Origin of the sequence: Clostridium celatum, from assembly GCF_021412605.1 — a bacterium.
Lineage (GTDB): Bacteria > Bacillota > Clostridia > Clostridiales > Clostridiaceae > Clostridium > Clostridium celatum.
Genome location: NZ_JAJKGM010000007.1, coordinates 19,307 through 37,659, shown reverse-complemented (window position 1 = coordinate 37,659; position 18,353 = coordinate 19,307). Strand labels below are relative to the sequence as shown.

The 18,353-nt window shown below is 25.9% G+C and carries 14 protein-coding genes and 2 tRNA genes; 2 read left to right on the top strand and 14 right to left on the bottom strand.

Annotated features, from left to right (window positions below; translation table 11 throughout):
- Nucleotides 1-92: 92 nt before the first annotated feature.
- Both LPC13_RS04810 and LPC13_RS04805 read right to left on the bottom strand, forming a co-directional pair.
- Complete coding sequence (locus LPC13_RS04810) at nucleotides 93-854, bottom strand: SPOR domain-containing protein (protein WP_005216179.1); 762 nt, start codon at nucleotides 852-854, stop codon at nucleotides 93-95.
- A 327-nt stretch (nucleotides 855-1,181) separates the two neighbouring features.
- Nucleotides 1,182-2,633 (bottom strand): aminoacyl-histidine dipeptidase, encoded by a 1,452-nt coding sequence (locus LPC13_RS04805; protein ID WP_234088639.1) that lies wholly within the window; start codon nucleotides 2,631-2,633, stop codon nucleotides 1,182-1,184.
- Between the two features lie 125 nt (nucleotides 2,634-2,758).
- On the opposite strand from LPC13_RS04805, the gene pyk reads away from it, so the two are divergent.
- Complete coding sequence (gene pyk / locus LPC13_RS04800) at nucleotides 2,759-4,177, top strand: pyruvate kinase (RefSeq protein ID WP_005216188.1); 1,419 nt, start codon at nucleotides 2,759-2,761, stop codon at nucleotides 4,175-4,177.
- 114 nt (nucleotides 4,178-4,291) lie between these two features.
- Here the strand turns inward: pyk and rpsA are convergent, their stop codons facing one another.
- The 8 genes from rpsA to LPC13_RS04760 all read right to left on the bottom strand — a co-directional run bounded on the left by rpsA (nucleotide 4,292) and on the right by LPC13_RS04760 (nucleotide 13,549).
- Nucleotides 4,292-5,434, bottom strand: coding sequence for a 30S ribosomal protein S1 (gene rpsA, locus LPC13_RS04795; RefSeq protein ID WP_040420214.1), 1,143 nt, complete (start codon nucleotides 5,432-5,434; stop codon nucleotides 4,292-4,294).
- Between the two features lie 148 nt (nucleotides 5,435-5,582).
- On the bottom strand, nucleotides 5,583-6,002 hold the full coding sequence (locus LPC13_RS04790) for a CBS domain-containing protein (protein ID WP_005216192.1): 420 nt from the start codon (nucleotides 6,000-6,002) through the stop codon (nucleotides 5,583-5,585).
- A gap of 94 nt (nucleotides 6,003-6,096) precedes the next feature.
- Nucleotides 6,097-7,029, bottom strand: coding sequence for a 3'-5' exonuclease (locus LPC13_RS04785; RefSeq protein WP_005216195.1), 933 nt, complete (start codon nucleotides 7,027-7,029; stop codon nucleotides 6,097-6,099).
- A gap of 11 nt (nucleotides 7,030-7,040) precedes the next feature.
- Nucleotides 7,041-8,831: a MutS-related protein gene (locus LPC13_RS04780; RefSeq protein ID WP_005216196.1), complete on the bottom strand. Its 1,791-nt coding sequence runs from the start codon at nucleotides 8,829-8,831 to the stop codon at nucleotides 7,041-7,043.
- 77 nt (nucleotides 8,832-8,908) lie between these two features.
- Nucleotides 8,909-11,611, bottom strand: coding sequence for an AAA family ATPase (locus LPC13_RS04775; RefSeq protein ID WP_005216199.1), 2,703 nt, complete (start codon nucleotides 11,609-11,611; stop codon nucleotides 8,909-8,911).
- On the bottom strand, nucleotides 11,601-12,734 hold the full coding sequence (locus LPC13_RS04770) for a metallophosphoesterase family protein (protein WP_005216202.1): 1,134 nt from the start codon (nucleotides 12,732-12,734) through the stop codon (nucleotides 11,601-11,603). The genes LPC13_RS04775 and LPC13_RS04770 overlap by 11 nt, the downstream gene beginning before the upstream one ends.
- Nucleotides 12,735-12,959: 225 nt before the next feature.
- Nucleotides 12,960-13,142, bottom strand: coding sequence for an alpha/beta-type small acid-soluble spore protein (locus LPC13_RS04765; protein WP_005216204.1), 183 nt, complete (start codon nucleotides 13,140-13,142; stop codon nucleotides 12,960-12,962).
- A gap of 146 nt (nucleotides 13,143-13,288) precedes the next feature.
- Nucleotides 13,289-13,549: a hypothetical protein gene (locus LPC13_RS04760; protein WP_005216206.1), complete on the bottom strand. Its 261-nt coding sequence runs from the start codon at nucleotides 13,547-13,549 to the stop codon at nucleotides 13,289-13,291.
- A 129-nt stretch (nucleotides 13,550-13,678) separates the two neighbouring features.
- On the opposite strand from LPC13_RS04760, the gene LPC13_RS04755 reads away from it, so the two are divergent.
- A complete protein-coding gene (locus LPC13_RS04755) occupies nucleotides 13,679-14,518 on the top strand; it encodes a protein-tyrosine phosphatase family protein (RefSeq protein ID WP_005216207.1) in 840 nt (279 codons plus the stop codon).
- Between the two features lie 88 nt (nucleotides 14,519-14,606).
- On the opposite strand, the gene licT is transcribed toward LPC13_RS04755, so the two are convergent.
- From licT to LPC13_RS04735, 4 genes are all read right to left on the bottom strand, one after another.
- Entirely contained in the window at nucleotides 14,607-15,461 is an 855-nt protein-coding gene (gene licT, locus LPC13_RS04750) for a BglG family transcription antiterminator LicT (protein ID WP_195244697.1), read from the bottom strand.
- Between the two features lie 239 nt (nucleotides 15,462-15,700).
- Nucleotides 15,701-15,775 (bottom strand) — tRNA-Trp (locus LPC13_RS04745).
- A 90-nt stretch (nucleotides 15,776-15,865) separates the two neighbouring features.
- Nucleotides 15,866-18,031, bottom strand: a complete 2,166-nt coding sequence (gene recQ / locus LPC13_RS04740; RefSeq protein ID WP_234088638.1) for a DNA helicase RecQ — start codon at nucleotides 18,029-18,031, stop codon at nucleotides 15,866-15,868.
- Nucleotides 18,032-18,238: 207 nt separating this feature from the next.
- Nucleotides 18,239-18,313: transfer RNA gene (locus LPC13_RS04735), tRNA-Trp, on the bottom strand.
- Nucleotides 18,314-18,353 lie beyond the last annotated feature (40 nt).

Here is an 18,353-nt window from a genome sequence, read left to right as displayed (position 1 = left end):
TTATAGATATTCAAACAAGCACTTTCCTCTTTTTATATATGAATTTTTATATAGATTTATATGTTTATCTAATAATATTATAAGTCCCCAAATTAACTAAAGTTAATTAGTGTCGTATATATAAATTGCATTTCTTGTGATACATCTTCTTTTTTAATTTCTGATGCACTTTCATTTATGTGCTGTTTTAAATTATTTAATACTTCTATTTTATCTCCTGATTCTACACTGTCTAAATTTGAAACCCAAGTTTTAAAATCATCTGTAGACACGGATTTAACATCACTATTAAGAGATGTATTTAATAATTTTAAGTAACCATCACAAATTGCAGACACTTGACTTTGAACTTCATCATTTACATTTAAATTAATTGTAACTTTTGCACTTTCTATGCCATTAGATGTTAATTTATTTACTACTGAATCCGCCTCATCACTATTATATATACCTGCTAAAACTTTAAACTTATCACTATCATTAAATATAAAAGCGCTATATTCACTACTAATTTTACTTAATATAACATTAGCATTTTCGTTGCTTGAAAAATATCCACATTGAACTATTACGAAAGAAGAAACTACATTATTACTACTTGTTATAGTCGAATTATCATCAGTATTATTATCAACTTCTTCACTATTAATCTTCGTATTTTCACTTATTTGTTGTTTCTCATTGGCATCTATTAAATTCTCATTTGCATCATTTGCAGGTAAAAAATAGATAATTACATTTGCTAATAATACTCCAACTATAATTACAAATACACTCATAACTACAAATGATAAAATTGATTTCCAAATATCATTGTTTTTCTTTTTTTTATAATTGTATTTAGTATACCTCACTTTCTCATCCTCCCTCTCCCCTACCTTTATTGTTGTTTTAATAGTCTTACATTACAATATATTCATCAGTAATAGCTTATATACATTATGTAAAAACTTATTTTTATTTTTCCAAAATAACCTCTAAATAGATATCATCAAACTCTATATTATCTTGATTTAATTATTTACTAAATTTAACAAAAAAGTGATGATATATTATACAGAAATTTATACATTCTAATAAGTAGCTTACTGCTTCTTAATATATATTCTTTCCAGTCATATCATCACTTTTTCTAATGTAACTTTTAACTTCTAATCTTTTGTTGCTAAGATTTCTTATATTTATTTAATCTCTTTTAGTATAGCCTTTAAGTATTCGTAGCAATTTCTTACCGAAGATATACTCATATGTTCATCTGGTGTATGAACATCATAAAGATTTGGCCCAAAACTTATCATATCAAGGTTTCCTAGCTTTTCATTAAATAATCCACATTCAACCCCAGCATGAATCGCAACTATCTCTGCTTCCTTACCATACATTTCTTTATGAACATTTTGACATATTTCTCTTATCTTTGAATTTGGATTATACTCCCAAGCTGGATAATCTGATGTTGTAGAGAAATCTCCACCTAAAAGCTCAACTATAGTTTTACTTCTTAAAACTATTTCTTCCTTTAATGAAGGTACTGAACTTCTAATAGCAGAATCAAATATAACTTTATTATCTACAGTAGTTAATACTCCTAAATTTGTTGAACTTTCAACTAACCCTTCTATTTCTGTACTCTTTGTATTTATTCCATTTGGATAAAGATATAATAAATTCACAACTTTACTTGTACATTCATCTGTAAACTCTTTTCCTTCATTATTAGAATAAATTGAAGCCTCTATTTTTAATCCTGGGTCTTGAGCTCTAAGTTCATTTGAGATTATTGTGTTCCAATTATTAATTATATCCACAACTATATTTTCATCATTAACATTTATAGCTATTACAGCCTCTGCTTCTCTTGGAATAGCATTATTTTTTGAACCACCATTTAAACTTACAAGGTTAAATTTAACTTCTCTTAATAATCCCTTAAGAATTCTGCCTAATATTTTATTTGAATTTCCTCTTTCTTTAATTATATCCATACCAGAGTGACCACCCTTTAATCCTGATATGTTTATTTTTATTAACTTTTTATCATTTATAGCTTGATAATTTACATCTATAGTAGCATTGCTTCTTATACCGCCTGCACAGCTAACTAATAAGTAACCTTCTTCTTCATTATCAAGATTAATTAATATCTTCCCATCTATATGTTCTTTATTTATAGCCATTGCACCTGACATTCCTGTTTCTTCATCAGTAGTAATTAATACCTCTATTGGTGGATGTGGAATATCATCTGATGCTAAAATAGCCATTGCATAAGCAACTGCAATACCATTATCAGCTCCTAATGTCGTATCTGTTGCATAAATATAATCATCAACAATTCTTAATTTTAATGGATCTTTTTCAAAGTCATGCTCTATTCCATTATTCTTTTCACAAACCATATCCATATGACCTTGAATAATTACCGTTGGTGCATTTTCATATCCTTTTGTACCTGGTTTTTTTATAATAATATTTAGCGCTTCATCTTGGATAGACTCTAAACCTAATCTTTTACCAAAATTTAATAAATAATCACTTATTTCTTTTTCATTTCCTGATCCCCTAGGAATATTTGAAATTTCTTCGAAATATTCAAAAACAGCTTTTGGTTCTAAATTTTGTAAAACTTTCATATTGTTGTCTCCTTATTTTGTTAATTATGTTAAAATAATTATATATCAAACAGTATACTATAATCTATATATCAATAAAATTTACTGCTATATAATTTTTATTTTAATTAAAGTGAGGTGGTTTTATGCAAAAGACTAAAATGATTTTTACAATTGGACCTGCAAGTGATAATGAAGAAACTTTAACAAAACTTATAAACATAGGAATGAACGTTGCTAGATTAAATTTTTCCCATGGAACTCACGAAACCCATAAAGATAAAATAAACCTTATAAAAAAAATACGAAAATCCCTAAATACTCCAACAGCAATAATGTTAGATATTAAAGGACCTAAAATTAGAACTCATAACTTTATTAATGATGCTGTAGAGTTAAAGGCTGGACAAATATTTACATTTATATGTGGTGAAGAAATTTTAGGAGATAATACATGTTGTTCTATAACATATGACGAATTATATAAAGATGTTAAGCCTGGTGGCACTATTCTTGTAGATGATGGTGTTTTAAAATTTGAAGTTATCTCTGTAGAAAATAAAAGTATTGTATGCAAAACATTAACTGATGGTGTAATTAGAAATCATAAAGGGGTTAATGTCCCTAACGTTAGTATCAATCTTCCTTCTGTAACAGAAAAAGATAAAAACGACTTAATATTTGGATGTAAAATGGGTGTTGATTTTATTGCTGCATCTTTTGTAAGAAAAGCCTCTGATATCTTAGAAATTAGAGATTTGCTTAATGCCAATAACGGAAGTAACATTCAAATAATAGCTAAAATTGAGAGTCAGGAAGGCGTAAACAACATAGATTCTATTTTAGAAGTATCTGATGGAATAATGGTTGCTAGAGGAGACATGGGCGTTGAAATTCCAATAGAACGAGTTCCTCTTATTCAAAAAACTATAATAAGGAAATGTAATGAAGCTGGAAAAATAGTAATTACAGCTACCCAAATGCTTGATTCAATGATAAGAAACCCACTTCCTACTAGAGCTGAAGCTTGCGATATATGCAATGCCATTTTTGATGGTACCGATGCAATAATGTTAAGTGGTGAAAGTGCAAGTGGATTATATCCTATAGAAGCAGCAATAACTATGTCTAAAATAGCAAAAGAGACGGAATCACATTTAGATTATAACTTTTTAAATCAACGCTTAAAGGAACCTGCAATGTACGATTTTGCTGAAGCTATAAGTTATTCAACTTGTAGAACTTCCAATGTTCTTCATGCTAAGGCAATAGTAGCTGCCACAAACTCTGGTTCTACAGCTAAACTGGTATCAAAATATAAACCTAGGTGTCCTATAATTGCAATAACTCCTCATGATGAAGTTATGCGTGGATTAAGCTTAAATTTTGGTGTCTTTCCAGTTTTATGTTCTCATTTTGAAAGTACTGATGATATTTTAGCAGAAGCAAAAAGAGTTGCTAAGAAGCTAGAACTCGCTACAGAAGGTGATGATATTATTGTAGCTGCAGGCATGCCAACAAACTATACTGGCGGAACCAACATGCTAAAAATAGAAAAAATATAGTTAAAATTAACCTAAAAAGTGCTTATATAACTGAAATGTTATATAAGCACTTTCTCTACTCTAACATTTAATCTAATTTCATAGATAACTGTTCTCTAATATATTTCTTTCATCCTAGAATAAACCTTTGAATAATTCTCCTAGAGTAACCCCATCTTCTGTATCATTATATTGCATGTATTCATTTGATCTTTCTACTGCATCTTTAATACTTAAAGATATTCTCTTATCTGCTTTATTAACATCAAGAACCTTAACTTTTACAGTTTGACCCATTTGAAGTACATCTGATGGTTTTGCTATATTTTCATCTGTAATTTCATTTATATGAACTAATCCTTCAACTCCTGGGAATAATTCTACAAATGCACCAAATGACATAAACTTAACTACTTTACCTTCTACTACATCTCCTGCTTTTATGCTATCTGCATGTACCTTCCAAGGTTCTTTATCTACATCTTTTAATATTAATGAAACTCTCTCATTTTGAGCATCTACTTCACCAACAAATACTGTAACCTTATCTCCAACATTAACAACATCTTCAACTCTTTTAACTCTTTCCCAAGCTAAATCATTAATGTGAATTAATCCTGTAACTCCACCGATATCAACAATTGCACCAGCTTTTATTACTTTCTTAACTATACCTTCTCTTTTTTCTCCACTTTTAATAGACTTCCAAATTTCTTTCTTTTTAGCTTCATAAGCTTCTTCTTCTAAAATTCTTCTAGAAGCAACAATTTTTCTGTTTCTTAAGTCTAATTCTGTTAATCTAACTTCAATTTCTTTTCCAAGTAAAGTTTTAAGATCAACTCTTTCTCTCGAAGCTAATGATGCTGGAATGAATACTCTAATAGATCCATAATATGCAACTAATCCACCTTTAACTTCCTCTTTAACTATAACCTTAATAGTTTCTTCATTTTTAAATGCAGTCTTTAAATCTTCTTTTTCAGTAATTTGAAGTGCTCTTAATCTTGATAATTGCACATAACCTTCTCCATCGTTAGGTGAAATAACGTATACATCTAAAATATCTCCTGGTTTAACCACTTCATTTAAAGAAACATCATTATTTGTTAATTCCTCTTTAGATATAACACCATCAAATGCGTAATTAATATTAACTATAACTTCTTTATCATTAACATCAATAACTTGACCTTTTAATATATCTCCTGAACTTATTCTCTTAACATCAAAATCTTTTAAAAAATCTCCCATTGAGTTTTCGTTTAATTCAACTGTCATAATACCACTCCTCATATAACAAACATTTCACTCTTAATTTTAAGCTACCCTTTAATTTTATACAAGTGTAACTCTCAAAATTTAACTTATTAAAAATATTGTAAATAATAAAAAAAGAACCTCTATTCAGTAAGAGGCCCTTTATTTACTATATTAAGCTTTTTTCCTTACTAATGATGTTATAGCAATAATTTATTATATCTCCACGCTTTATTATACCAATAAAAATACCTTCATCATCAACAACTGGTACAAAATTTTGAGTTGTTGCTAATCTTATAATACTTTCTACATCAGCATTAATTGATACACATTTATGCCTTGTTCTTCTTGGTATTTCACTAACCTTAACATTTTCAGTATTCTTAAAATTAAGATTTGGAGTATTTTTTAGTTTCCACAACAAATCTCCTTCTGTTAATGTTCCCATATACTTGCCTTGTTTATCTATTAATGGAATAGCAGTGTAACCATGATGTTCCATTCTTTCTATAACCTGCCTCATTGTTGCTTCTATATTTTCGTAAATAACCTCACTTTTAGGAGTTAAAAGAAACGCAATATTCATATCATTTCCCCTTCTTTTAATTCTAATTTATAATTATATCTTCCTATTTCATTTTATCATATTTTCAATGTAAATGTTGTAAATATTTTGATTTTTAACAATTTGTTAATTTAGTTGCGTGTTTATTGAAAATTTTATTTTTAAACTTATCTTCATATCTTATATACTCATATTCGTCAATAATTGTTGATACCTCTTTATATATTTCATCACCACATAAACTTCTTTTTACAATAAGCTCGTCCATAACTTTACTATCACATTTTGAACATATACCAAGAGATATAAATCTCCACCCTACTATTATAAATGGATAACTAACATCTAGTTTACTCTTACATTTAGGACAAATTTGTTTAATCTTACTATAGTCTAATTCAATATCCTCTAATGATTTTACATCTAAAGCTGGCATTTTAAATATATCCTTTATAATATAGTTTTTTACAGCTCTTGAATTATATATATTCTTAAATACATGAGCTGTATAAATAGCATCATTTAAAGCATCATGTAATAGCTCTTCATTTGCTTTTATTTTTAAATACTTAAGAGCATTCTTTAAGCTTAATGATTTTTTATATCCTAATATTTTGGTTGTATATTCTTGAATATCAAGATAATTTTGTATCCAACTTAAATCATTATAGCCATAATAATTAGAATTCCTTATTATTTCAGCAATATCATCCTTTGCCCATGAACAAATAATGTCTCCATCATCTACCATATTCCTTAATTTTTCAATTCCTTCTATAAAAGGTACTCCATTTTCTAAACTTTTTACATCAATATTAGTTATCTCTAATATTTTAGGATTTATTACTGGAATTACACTTGGCTTTATAAATACCCTTAACTCTTCTAATGGTTTAAGATGTACATCTAATTTTATTGCACCAATTTCAATTATCTCATTTACTAAATCTAAATTTTTCAAATTTGGAATTTCATTATATATATTAGGAAAACACTTATGTATTCCACTTAAATTATTAAATTCTAAGTCAATTATTATAAAAGCCAAAATTCTCCCCCCTAAATCTCAATACCTGCTAATTTCATCAAATGTCTTGCATTCTGTGTCTCACTTTTTCCTTTTCTGAGAATATAATCAAAATGTATTTCATTATTTTTATAGTATTCTCTAAAATTATAATTAACAAGCCACTTTCTTTCATTTTCTAAATTACATAGCTCTAAATCATGTGTAGAAACTAATCCCATACCATCCAATTTTACAAGTTGTTCTATTAATATTTTAGCACCTTCATGTCTATCTCTTGAATTAGTACCTTTAAAAATCTCATCTAACAAGAAAAATACTTTTTCTCCACGTTTAGCTCCTTCAATTACTAATTTAATTCTTAATATTTCTGCATAAAAAGATGATATATTTTCTTCTAGATTATCCTGTGTTCTCATACATGTATAAATATTATATATTCCACATTTAAACGATTTTGAAAATGTAGGTAATCCTAAATATGAAAGCACCATATTAAATCCAATTGTTCTTAAAAAGGTACTTTTTCCTGACATATTTGAACCTGTAATCAATGCAACCTTCTCTGAATTACTTAATTTAAAACTATTAACTTTAGCTCTATCTCCAAGTAGCGGATGTCCCCCATCTACTATCTCAATCTCATTTGCACCTGAAATACTTGGATAAACCCAATCTTCATGTTCAAATGCTAAACTAGAAAGACTTATTAATGATTCAATTTCTCCCATTATTTTCAGCCATTTTTCTAAATTTTCACCATTAGTGCTCTTCCATTTTTCTAAATTATACAGAATAAATATATCTGACATAAATAGTACATTTATTATTAAATAGTAAGCATTTGCATTACTATCTCCAAGCCAATTTATTATATTCTTAAGCTTAGACATTTGTTTTTTGCAACTTACATCTCTACTGAATAAACCCTTTTGTAATTTAACTAATTTATCTGATTTAAAGTTTTCCTCTTGAATTATGCTTAATATATTACTATATTGAACTATTTTCTTTTTATTACTTATAAAAATATCAATGACATCTGTTAATCTTCTTGTAAGTAGCTTAATTACTAAATAATTTATAACTAAATCCAATAATAAATATTTTATTTCCAATCTTCCTATAACGGTTAAAAATAATAAAATACTTGTAATAGTTATAAAAAAATACGGAATAAATCTTATAGTAAAATTATTATCTGATTTCTCATTTATCCATTTAATTAATAAATCTAATTTATCTTTTTCTTTCTTTTCCCTATATGCTTCAAGATATATTTTTTCACAAAATTCCCTTTTATCAGCTAACTCTTTTATAGCCTCTTGATTATCCTTAATCTCATATCTAGTAGGAATGTTTTTCAGCATTAATTTTTCAGCTAAACTTTCTCTTCCAAACTTTGTTATAGTTATATTTATCCACTGAAATAATGAATTTTTTCCAAAGATATCCAAATCACTTGCGAATTGATTATCTTCTTCTATAAATTCTACTCCTGTATCCACAAATGATTTCCAATCACCATTTAATCTTTTTTTCCCTTTTTCATTATATTCAAGCATTATTAATATCTTATTTTTTTTATTTATTTTTCCATTATGAACGAATGCTATTAACATAAAAGTTATAACGGATATTATTGCAATAATAATCATTCCGTTAATATTATCTCTTTTATATGCAAAATATACCATAATTAATGCAATAGCAACTATTACAAATCTAATGCTTGAGAATATTATAAGTTCTTTTTCTAAACTTCTTAATTCTTCTTTAAACTTAATAATATTATCTTCATAATATTTAAGTGCCTTTTTCATTAACAATACCTCTTTTTAATTAATTTTATATTTTAAGTTTAGACTATTTTTATCATTTAATCCATATAAAAGTAATTTTATTTCATTAATTCATTATATTTGTATTTAACATTTTCCCTATTTAATATTTCTATTTCTCTATTTTGGCAAGTAAATATAAGTATTTGTTTAATATTTAACTTTATTAAATGTTTTAAAGCTCTGTCTAATCTTTTATCATCATATTGAATAAAAGTATCGTCTAAATAAATTGCTAAATCTTTTAATTTAAATATCATTTCTATAAATGCTAATCTCAAAGCTAAGTATAATTGATCATTAGCTCCATTACTTAAAAACTCTGATCTTAACATATTATTTTCATCTTTAACCATCATTTCATAATTATCATCAACCATAACTTTATTATATTTCTCATAAGTAAGCTCTTTAAATCCTTCTATTACTTTATCATTTAGTACTTCTCCAATCCCACCCCTAAGTTCATCATAAGCTTCCTTTAAAATATTATTTGCAATAATGCTTGCTTCAAGCTGTTTTTTTAACCTAATAATTTTTCTGTTAGTTTCTTCTATTTCCTCTTCTATTTCTGGAATATTTCTTTTACCCTTAAATCTAGTATTAACTTCATTTTCTATATCTTTAATTTGTTTTTCTATATCAATTAACTCTTTATTTTTATCTCTTATAGCTTTATCAACTTCTTCTTCATTTTTATAATCATAATTATCGTTATTATGAATTATATCTAACATTTCTTCTTTTATTAACTCAATATCTTTATCTTTAGTTAATGCTAAATAGGCTTCCTCAACAGATGCAAGTTTTTTATCTATCTCATCTTTTAATACTATCTTTTCTTCTAAATCTAAAATAACTTGCCCTGTATTATTTATATTATTATTTTTAATTCCAATTAAGCTTAATTCTTCAGCTATTTTTTTTTGCTTTAAATTTAATTCATTTACTGTATTATTTAAGGAAGTAGCTAAATTCTTAATTTCTATTTCCATTGCAACAAAATCTTTTTCAATTTTTTTATAATTATTTATAGTATTTATTAGCTTGTCTATATTTTTAGCATTAGCAATTTCTAAATATTTTTTTATCTCTATTTCATTTTCATTGTAATTTATTAATGCTTTATCTAAATCTAATAGTTCTTTTTGTCTTATATTTTCTAATATTCTCTCGTTTATCTTTTCTTGTATACTTAAATAATCATTATAGATCGTTAAGTTCTTTAATAATTCTTCATAACTTTCAACTCCTATAATACTCATATAAGAGTTTAATTGTTTTTCTAAATCATCTATGCTTTTCTTTAAATTATTTATCTTTTTATTATTATTATTTGAAGAGTACACCTTATAAACATATAACGAAAATGTTACCATCGCTATAATATATAAACTTAAGCTTAAAACAATATTTTTAATAATAAGGCCAATAATTAAAGCAAAAATTACTATACATATTAATCCTTTATCAGAAAGCACATTAATTTTAACTTTTTTATTTTCTTCTATGCTAGTTTTTAATTCTACTAATTTGTTTTTATATTCTTTAAGAGTGCTTTCTATTTCAGGTTTGATTTCTTCTATTTTTTTTAAATTTCTAACTATTTTTCTTGCTTCACTTTCTTTATTTTCTAAATAGCTAATTTCACTATCTATTTTTTTCTTTATATTAACTTTCTCACCTAATATATCTTTTTGGATTTTTAACTTTTCTAGTCTGTTTACAATATCCTCATCAAATTTATTTATATAGTCATATTGTTTAAAAGGTTCTTTGGCTTTTCTTAAATTATCCTCTTTCATTTTCATTTCTTCTTCTTGCTTTTTCTTTGTATCTAAAAGCCTTAAATAAATGAAATATTCTTCTTTGATATTATCTATGATTTTTTTATCAATTATTTTATCATTAAATTTTAAAGATTTTATAATATTCTTTTCTTCATTTTCTAGTTCTTGTTTTCTTAAAAAATAATTATTTATTTCTTCATACTCTTTCTTTAATTTTATTTTTTTTAAATACTTTTTATATTCATCTAAACTAATTAACTTAAAATTTAAATATTTTCTTGCTTCTTTCAATTTAATAATATTTTCCTCATTTTTTAAATTATTTTCGGATAATTCATATGCCTCATATCTTTCTTTAAGTAAACTGCTGTACTTTTGTGTTAATAAATCATATTCTCCGCTCTTTCTATTATTAGAAATACTTTTTCTATACCTTTCTATTTTAAGAAATGATGAATCTATCGAAGATTCTTCTTCATTTTCACTAACTAAATTAACTATCTTATCTAATATCTCTTCATCTTTATTTCTCTTAACATTCACAGCTAATTGCCCAATAAACAATGTGTTTAAAAACGTTGCTCTATTTATTCCTAGTAGGCTCTTTCCAGGCTCATCAGAACTTATTTCATTGGCTGCATTCCCAGTTATAGCATCTATTACTATGCATGAATCCTCCTTTTTTGTTTTACCAAAAACCCTTTTTATAATATACTCTTTATTTTTATGCTCTATATATAATTCTCCGCTAATTTTATCACCATTTATAGGTGAATATCTTAACCTTTCATTATTTCTATAATCTTTTCCTCTATAGCTTGAAAATCCATATAACCATACCTTTATAAAAGATTGAATTGTACTTTTGCCTGCTTCATTTTCTCCATATATAATATTTATTCCTTCATTTAGCTCTAAAACTTTATTTTTCAATCCCCCAAAAGCAATTATATTTATTTTTTTAATAATCATCTAATTTCACCTCTTCTTGTGAAATACTCTTTATACCAAGCTTTAAGGCTATATTTAATATTTCTTTTTCATCCTCATTTTTTGCTTCTTCTAATAATTTATAGATTTTAGAGATAAATTTTCCCCTTATAGAAAAATTCTCGGATATCGTATCTAAATTTATTTCTATGCTACTATTATCAATAATTTTTATATAATAAAACTCATCTTCCAACATTTCTGTTATAACTTTTTCATCAAAATTTAGATTTTCCTTTATATTGCCTCTTAATACTATTTTATAAAAATTATTTTTTCTTTCATCAGCTTCACAGTTAGATAATATGCTTTGCATTACTTCCTTATAAGTAATACAATTGCTTATATCAACATCTTTTATTATATATTTTCTTTTATGTGTATGAATAAACTCTAAATGGGTACCACCATTAAATACATCACCTAAAATTACGCCCTTCTCACCTATTTCATCAAATCCTCTACCTTGAGGACATCCACAATAAGCATAACTAGTTGAATTTTCCCTTAAAATCCCTGAAAACTTATGTCTGTGACCTAATGCTATATAATCCATTTTAGATTCTTTTATATCATTTAAATAAATAGGATTGTATTCATTTTCTTTATTTTCATTTGAAATTTCTCCATGAAGCAGCATTATATTAATTTTCTCTTTATCTATTTTTACTTTTTCTATTAACGTACTCTTTTCATATTTTTTTCTAAAAGCAGCTCCCCATATAACTACATTTAGTTTTGGTATTTCCTTTTTTTCTAGTTCACCTTTAAATATATAAATATTATTTGGAAAGTCTATAAGCTTATAAAATGATTTCTCTCCATATGGATCATGATTTCCTGGCGATATAAAAACATATACATTAGATATTCTTTTTAATTGCTCTATTATAAAAAATATAGTACTTCTATTTACTGTTAAATTATCAAATACATCGCCTGCAATAAGTAATACTTCTACTTTTTTCTCTATGACTAAATCTATAATTTTTTTAAATACTTCTAATAATTCATTCTTACTTTTTCTTGAAATATTTTTATTTAATTCTTTAAATGGAGTATCAAAATGTAAATCCCCACAATGTAAAATCTTAACCTTTTTCATTTACTACCCTTCTTATTTACGAACTTTTGTTCTTATTTTATCACATTTTTTGGTAATAAAAAAGAAAAGAACCATATTTTATAGAAATTAATTCTACATAAATATAGTTCTTCCCTTTTGAACGATAGTCTTAAGTTTCAGGTGGTAATTCACTCATAACAGTACTCACCCTCTCGAAAGTATTGTTTCCTTACTTAAGTTAATTTGAGTCTCCGTTAGTGATGATTACTTTAATCCACTTTCGTATTGTTCTACCATTCTCTTAACCATTTCACCACCTACGGAACCGCATTGTCTAGATGTTAGGTTACCATTGTAATCTGTGAATGGTACTCCCATTTCCGCTGCTACTTCGTTCTTGAATGCGCTTAATCCTTGTTTTGCTTCTGGAACTAATGCTTTTGACATAATAGATTCCTCCTTTGGCTTCCAGGTTTTTTGTAAACTTAACTTAAACTTTTTTTAAATTTAAGTTGTTTCTGTTTACACTATTATATTAACCAGTATAAGTTTTTATATTACAAGTAAATTTTGGAGTTAATTCTTTTTTTGACTTATCCTTCATTGATTTGGTTATTTTTATTCTTTTTTATTTTACTTAATATAAAATCTCTAATAACAGCTACTACAAGGCCTATTTGAAACGATACTGAAAGAGTTATTAACTGCAAACGATTAGTGGCACTTACATTATAAACTATACATGTTTCTATAACCCATATTATGCTAGATATAAACAAAGCTTTCTTCCCTATAATTAATGAACTAAAAAAAATACTAAAAAAAATAATTATTTGAATTTGAATAAAATTCATATTTCACCTCTCACTTATTTTAGGTTTTAATTTATTTAAATTCTATCCAAATCACATTTTTTTAAACAAAGAATAAATCCTTTTTAAGTTACAGAAAATATTATAAGAATTAATTATTGGAGGTTATATATGAAAAGTTATTTTTTTAGAAAGGTTAATTTAATTTTTGTTTTTATTCTACTTTCTACCTTTATATCTGCTAATCCTATGAACAATTTATTTAAAAATAACAAAACACTTATTGTTTTAGACAGTGCATCAAATTCTGGTTTACCTGATAGATTCAGAGATATTACTAATTTAAATATATCTGGTAGTTCTCAATTTACAAAATCTCAAATAAATAATCTAAAGGAAGCCATAAACAAACCCAATATTTGTATAGTGGATCTTAGACAAGAATCTCATGGAATGTTAAACGATTTTGCAATAAGCTTTTTTAGCCCATATACTGATTTAAATAATGGATTAACAACAGAAGAAGTTATAAAGAAAGAAAACTCTCAATTATCTTCTATAAAAATTGGCTCTGACGTTGATATTTATCATAAAACTGGAAGATTATTTAAAGAAGTAACTGCTGAATTTGTAAGTAATGAAGATTCTATTGTAACAAATGATACTATGCAATATAAACGATATGCAGTAAAAGACAACGGTTCACCTACACCTATCATTGTTGATAATTTTGTTGAATTTATAAAAAACAAACCTACTGATTTACATATCCATTTTCATTGTGATGCTGGTGAAGGAAGAACTACCTTATTTATGGCAATGTATCAAACTATGCTAAATAATACTAATCTATCTTTAAATCAAATAATATCTTATCAATATAATATAGGTGGGATACTTTTAACAGATAATAAAAATCAACTTGAATTCCTACAAGAATTCTATAACTATGTATCTGAAAATAAATCTACTAATTACGAAAAAACTTATTCTCAATGGATAACTGAATAATCATTAAATGCCCCAATTAAGATAATCTTAATTGGGGCATTTATATGCATACACTATTTCAATTTTCCACTAATATATTTAATTATAACTATCTATTATTTTTTTCTCTAGCTACTGATACAACTCTTTGTATATGCATAGTTAAGTAAACAAGCTCATCATCATTTACCTTGTATTCATTATTATTTAATATATATTCACCTATTTTTTCAGCACATCCATAAGCTTCTTTATATGTGTTAGATACCATCTTTACAAATGAATCATCAGTGCTTTCATGTTGATTATTATTAACTATTCTCTTTGCAAAATACTTTAAATGAGTTAATAATCTATCATAATTTAAATCATCTTCATCAAGCTCTATAGTAAAATGATATTTAATTATATTTAATATATCCTTTATAATTTTTGTTGATTCTACAGACTTCATTGTAGTTTCTTTATATCCCGCATTAACAAAATGTAAAGCTATAAATCCAGCTTCATCTTCTGGTAATTCTACGTCTAACTTTTTATTAATATAATCAACAGCCCATAAGGAAATTTTAAATTCCTTTTTATGAACTCTTCTTATTTCATTTAATAAATCGTTCTTTATTGTTATGCCACTTTTGAATCTTTTTACCGCAAAGGCAATATGATCAGATAAAGATATATATATTTGTTTATCTAACTCCGTATTTAATTCAACTATTGCATGAGTTATTATCTCATCTGCAATTTCAAATATACCTTCTGGAATTTGATTAATTAATTTCTTTATTTTATTCCCCAAATTTTCATCTTCAACATAAAAGACCTTTTCAATTTTTCTTTCATCTATTAATTGACCAGCCTTTTTATTAAATGCTATTCCACTTCCCATGAGAATAACTTCTTTTCTTGTTTTAGGATCTATTGAAACAACAACATTATTGTTTAAGACTTTTTCCACTAGCATTTTTACTATCCCCCTTATGGAATTTAATAAAATAAGGGCTGTACCAAAATAACTTTTATTCTACTAATAAAACTATGTGCTAATTTAAGTAAAATAGATTATTTCTTTTTGATACAATCCCTCTTATTTCAAGTATTACTATATTAGCAAAGCATTTTACCATTGTCAATTGTTAATGTTTTCAATATTTTTTGTCGTTATATCAAAAAAAGACTTAACATTTTAAATGTTAAGTCTTTTGGCAGGGGCAGTAGGATTTGAACCCACAACCAATGGTTTTGGAGACCACTACTCTACCGTTGAGCCATACCCCTAAGTACAAAATATATTATATAATTATAATATATTTTTGTCAACATAATATTACAGGTTTTCTTTAAATTTAGTAACAATATTAAATATTACTATTGATTCGCTATTTTCTTTAAAATAACTACTCTAATAGCATCATAGCTAATATTTTCTGGTATTATTTCCTTTATTTCTTTTGTCTTATTATATCCAACCTTATCAATTGCATCTAATATTATTTTTTCTTCATCTTCAGTAAATAACCCATCAAAATTAATTTCAAAATCAATTTCGTTACCATTACCTATATATTGTTGAATGTGTGATGCAATAGTTGATAATGCTAATCCTCTTTCTTTAGCTATATCCTTTAATTTTTTTCCTTCTCTAATTAAGTTTACTGTTTGTTCATATGATTTTATCTTTCCTTCTTTTTCCTTATTATTCTTATCTTTTATTTTACTCTCACTATCCTTAGCAACTTTTTTATTAAATATGAACCTAACTTCAATATTTTTTTCATCAATATAATCTTTTATTTTATTAATAAATATTTCCCCGTATTTATCTAACTTAGAGTTACCAACACCACTAATATCTAAGAATTCTTCCTCGTTTGTTGGCATTCTATTGCTTAATTCCTTTAGAGTAGCATCTCCAAATATCATATATGGTGGTATTTTTTCTTCTATAGCAATTTCTCGTCTTAACTCTCTTAATACTGTAAATAGTTCATTTTCCTCAAGCTTCATTTTCTTAACAACATGTTCTTTAACAAATACTTTTCTTTCACCTTTAATTATTTCCATAGAAAGCTTATTTAAAGTTAAAACTGGAAACTCGCCTTTATAATTTAAATATCCATATGATACAAGTATATTTATAAATTCTGTTAATTCGTCTTTAGTATAATTTTTTATTATTCCGTAAGTCGATAACTCATCAAATCCCAGTTCATATATCTTTTTCTCCTTAGACCCTCTAAGAACATTAACAACCATACCTATTCCAAACTTTTGATTCATTCTATACACACAAGAAATTACCTTTTGTGCTTCAATACTTCTGTCTATTAACTCTCCTGGTGCTTCACAATTACTACAATTATTGCATCTATCATTAAATTCTTCACCAAAATAATTTAATATATATTTTCTATAGCAATCTTGTGTATAAATTAAATTAATCATAGTTTGTAGTTTAGCTAACTCATTCTCTTTTCTCATAATATTTTCTGTTGAGTTATCTATTATATATTTTTGAGTAGTAACATCACCTGGTGAAAATAACATTATACACTCACTTTTTTCACCATCTCTACCTGCTCTACCAATTTCTTGATAATATCCTTCTATATTTTTAGGCATATTATAGTGAATTACATATCTAACATTAGGTTTATCAATTCCCATACCAAATGCGATTGTTGCAATTATTATATTAACTCTATCATATATAAAATCCTCTTGAGCCTGTTTTCTTTCTTCTCCACTTAAACCAGCATGATATTTTTTACTTTCAATTCCCTTACTCTCTAAAAATTCATGAAGTGCCTCTACTTCCTTTTTAGTAGAACAATATATTATTCCACACTGATCTTTATTTTCATTTATATAATCTAAAATATATCTCTTTTTAATTACACCTTTTTCAATTACTATCTTTAAATTTGGTCTATCAAACCCAGATATAAATACCTTAGGACTATTTAATTCAAGAAGATTAATAATATCCTCTCTAACTTCCTTTGTTGCTGTTGCTGTAAATGCTGTAACAATAGGCCTATTTCTTAAAAGTGAAATTGCTCTACTAATCTTTTTGTAACTACTTCTGAAATCATGTCCCCATTGCGAAACACAATGTGCTTCATCAATAGCTATCATAGAAATATTAATACTTGCTATAAGCTCCATAAATGCATATGATTCTAATCTTTCTGGAGCTACATATAATATTTTTATTTCATTCTTTGCAGCTTCATTTAATATATTATCTATTTCAATATTACTTAAAGAAGAGTTAATATAGGCAGATTTTATACCTAAATTATTAATATTATCAACTTGATCCTTCATAAGAGATATAAGTGGGGAGATAACTATAGTTACACCATCTAATAATAATGCTGGTATTTGATAACAAATAGATTTTCCTCCACCTGTTGGCATAATAGTTAATACATCATTTCCATTTAAAATTTCTCTTATTATTTCTTCTTGTCCTTGTCTAAAACAAGTATATCCATAATATTTTTTTAATAATTCTAATGCCTTTTCCATAACTTCTCCTTCTATATTAATTTATATTAAATAACCACTTAAATATTTTTAATACTTACCCTATTTAATTTATCTATACATTAGCCTTTGCATTAATTAATTTTTAAACATTAAAATACTTATTATTTTATTTTAAATAATATTTCTCTATTTAATTGGTAAAAATGCGTATAAAAAAAACTAGCAAGAAAATCTTACTAGTTCTTTTGGCAGGGGCAGTAGGATTTGAACCCACAACCAATGGTTTTGGAGACCACTACTCTACCGTTGAGCCATACCCCTAAGTACAATACTCATTATACATTATATTTTTCATAAAATC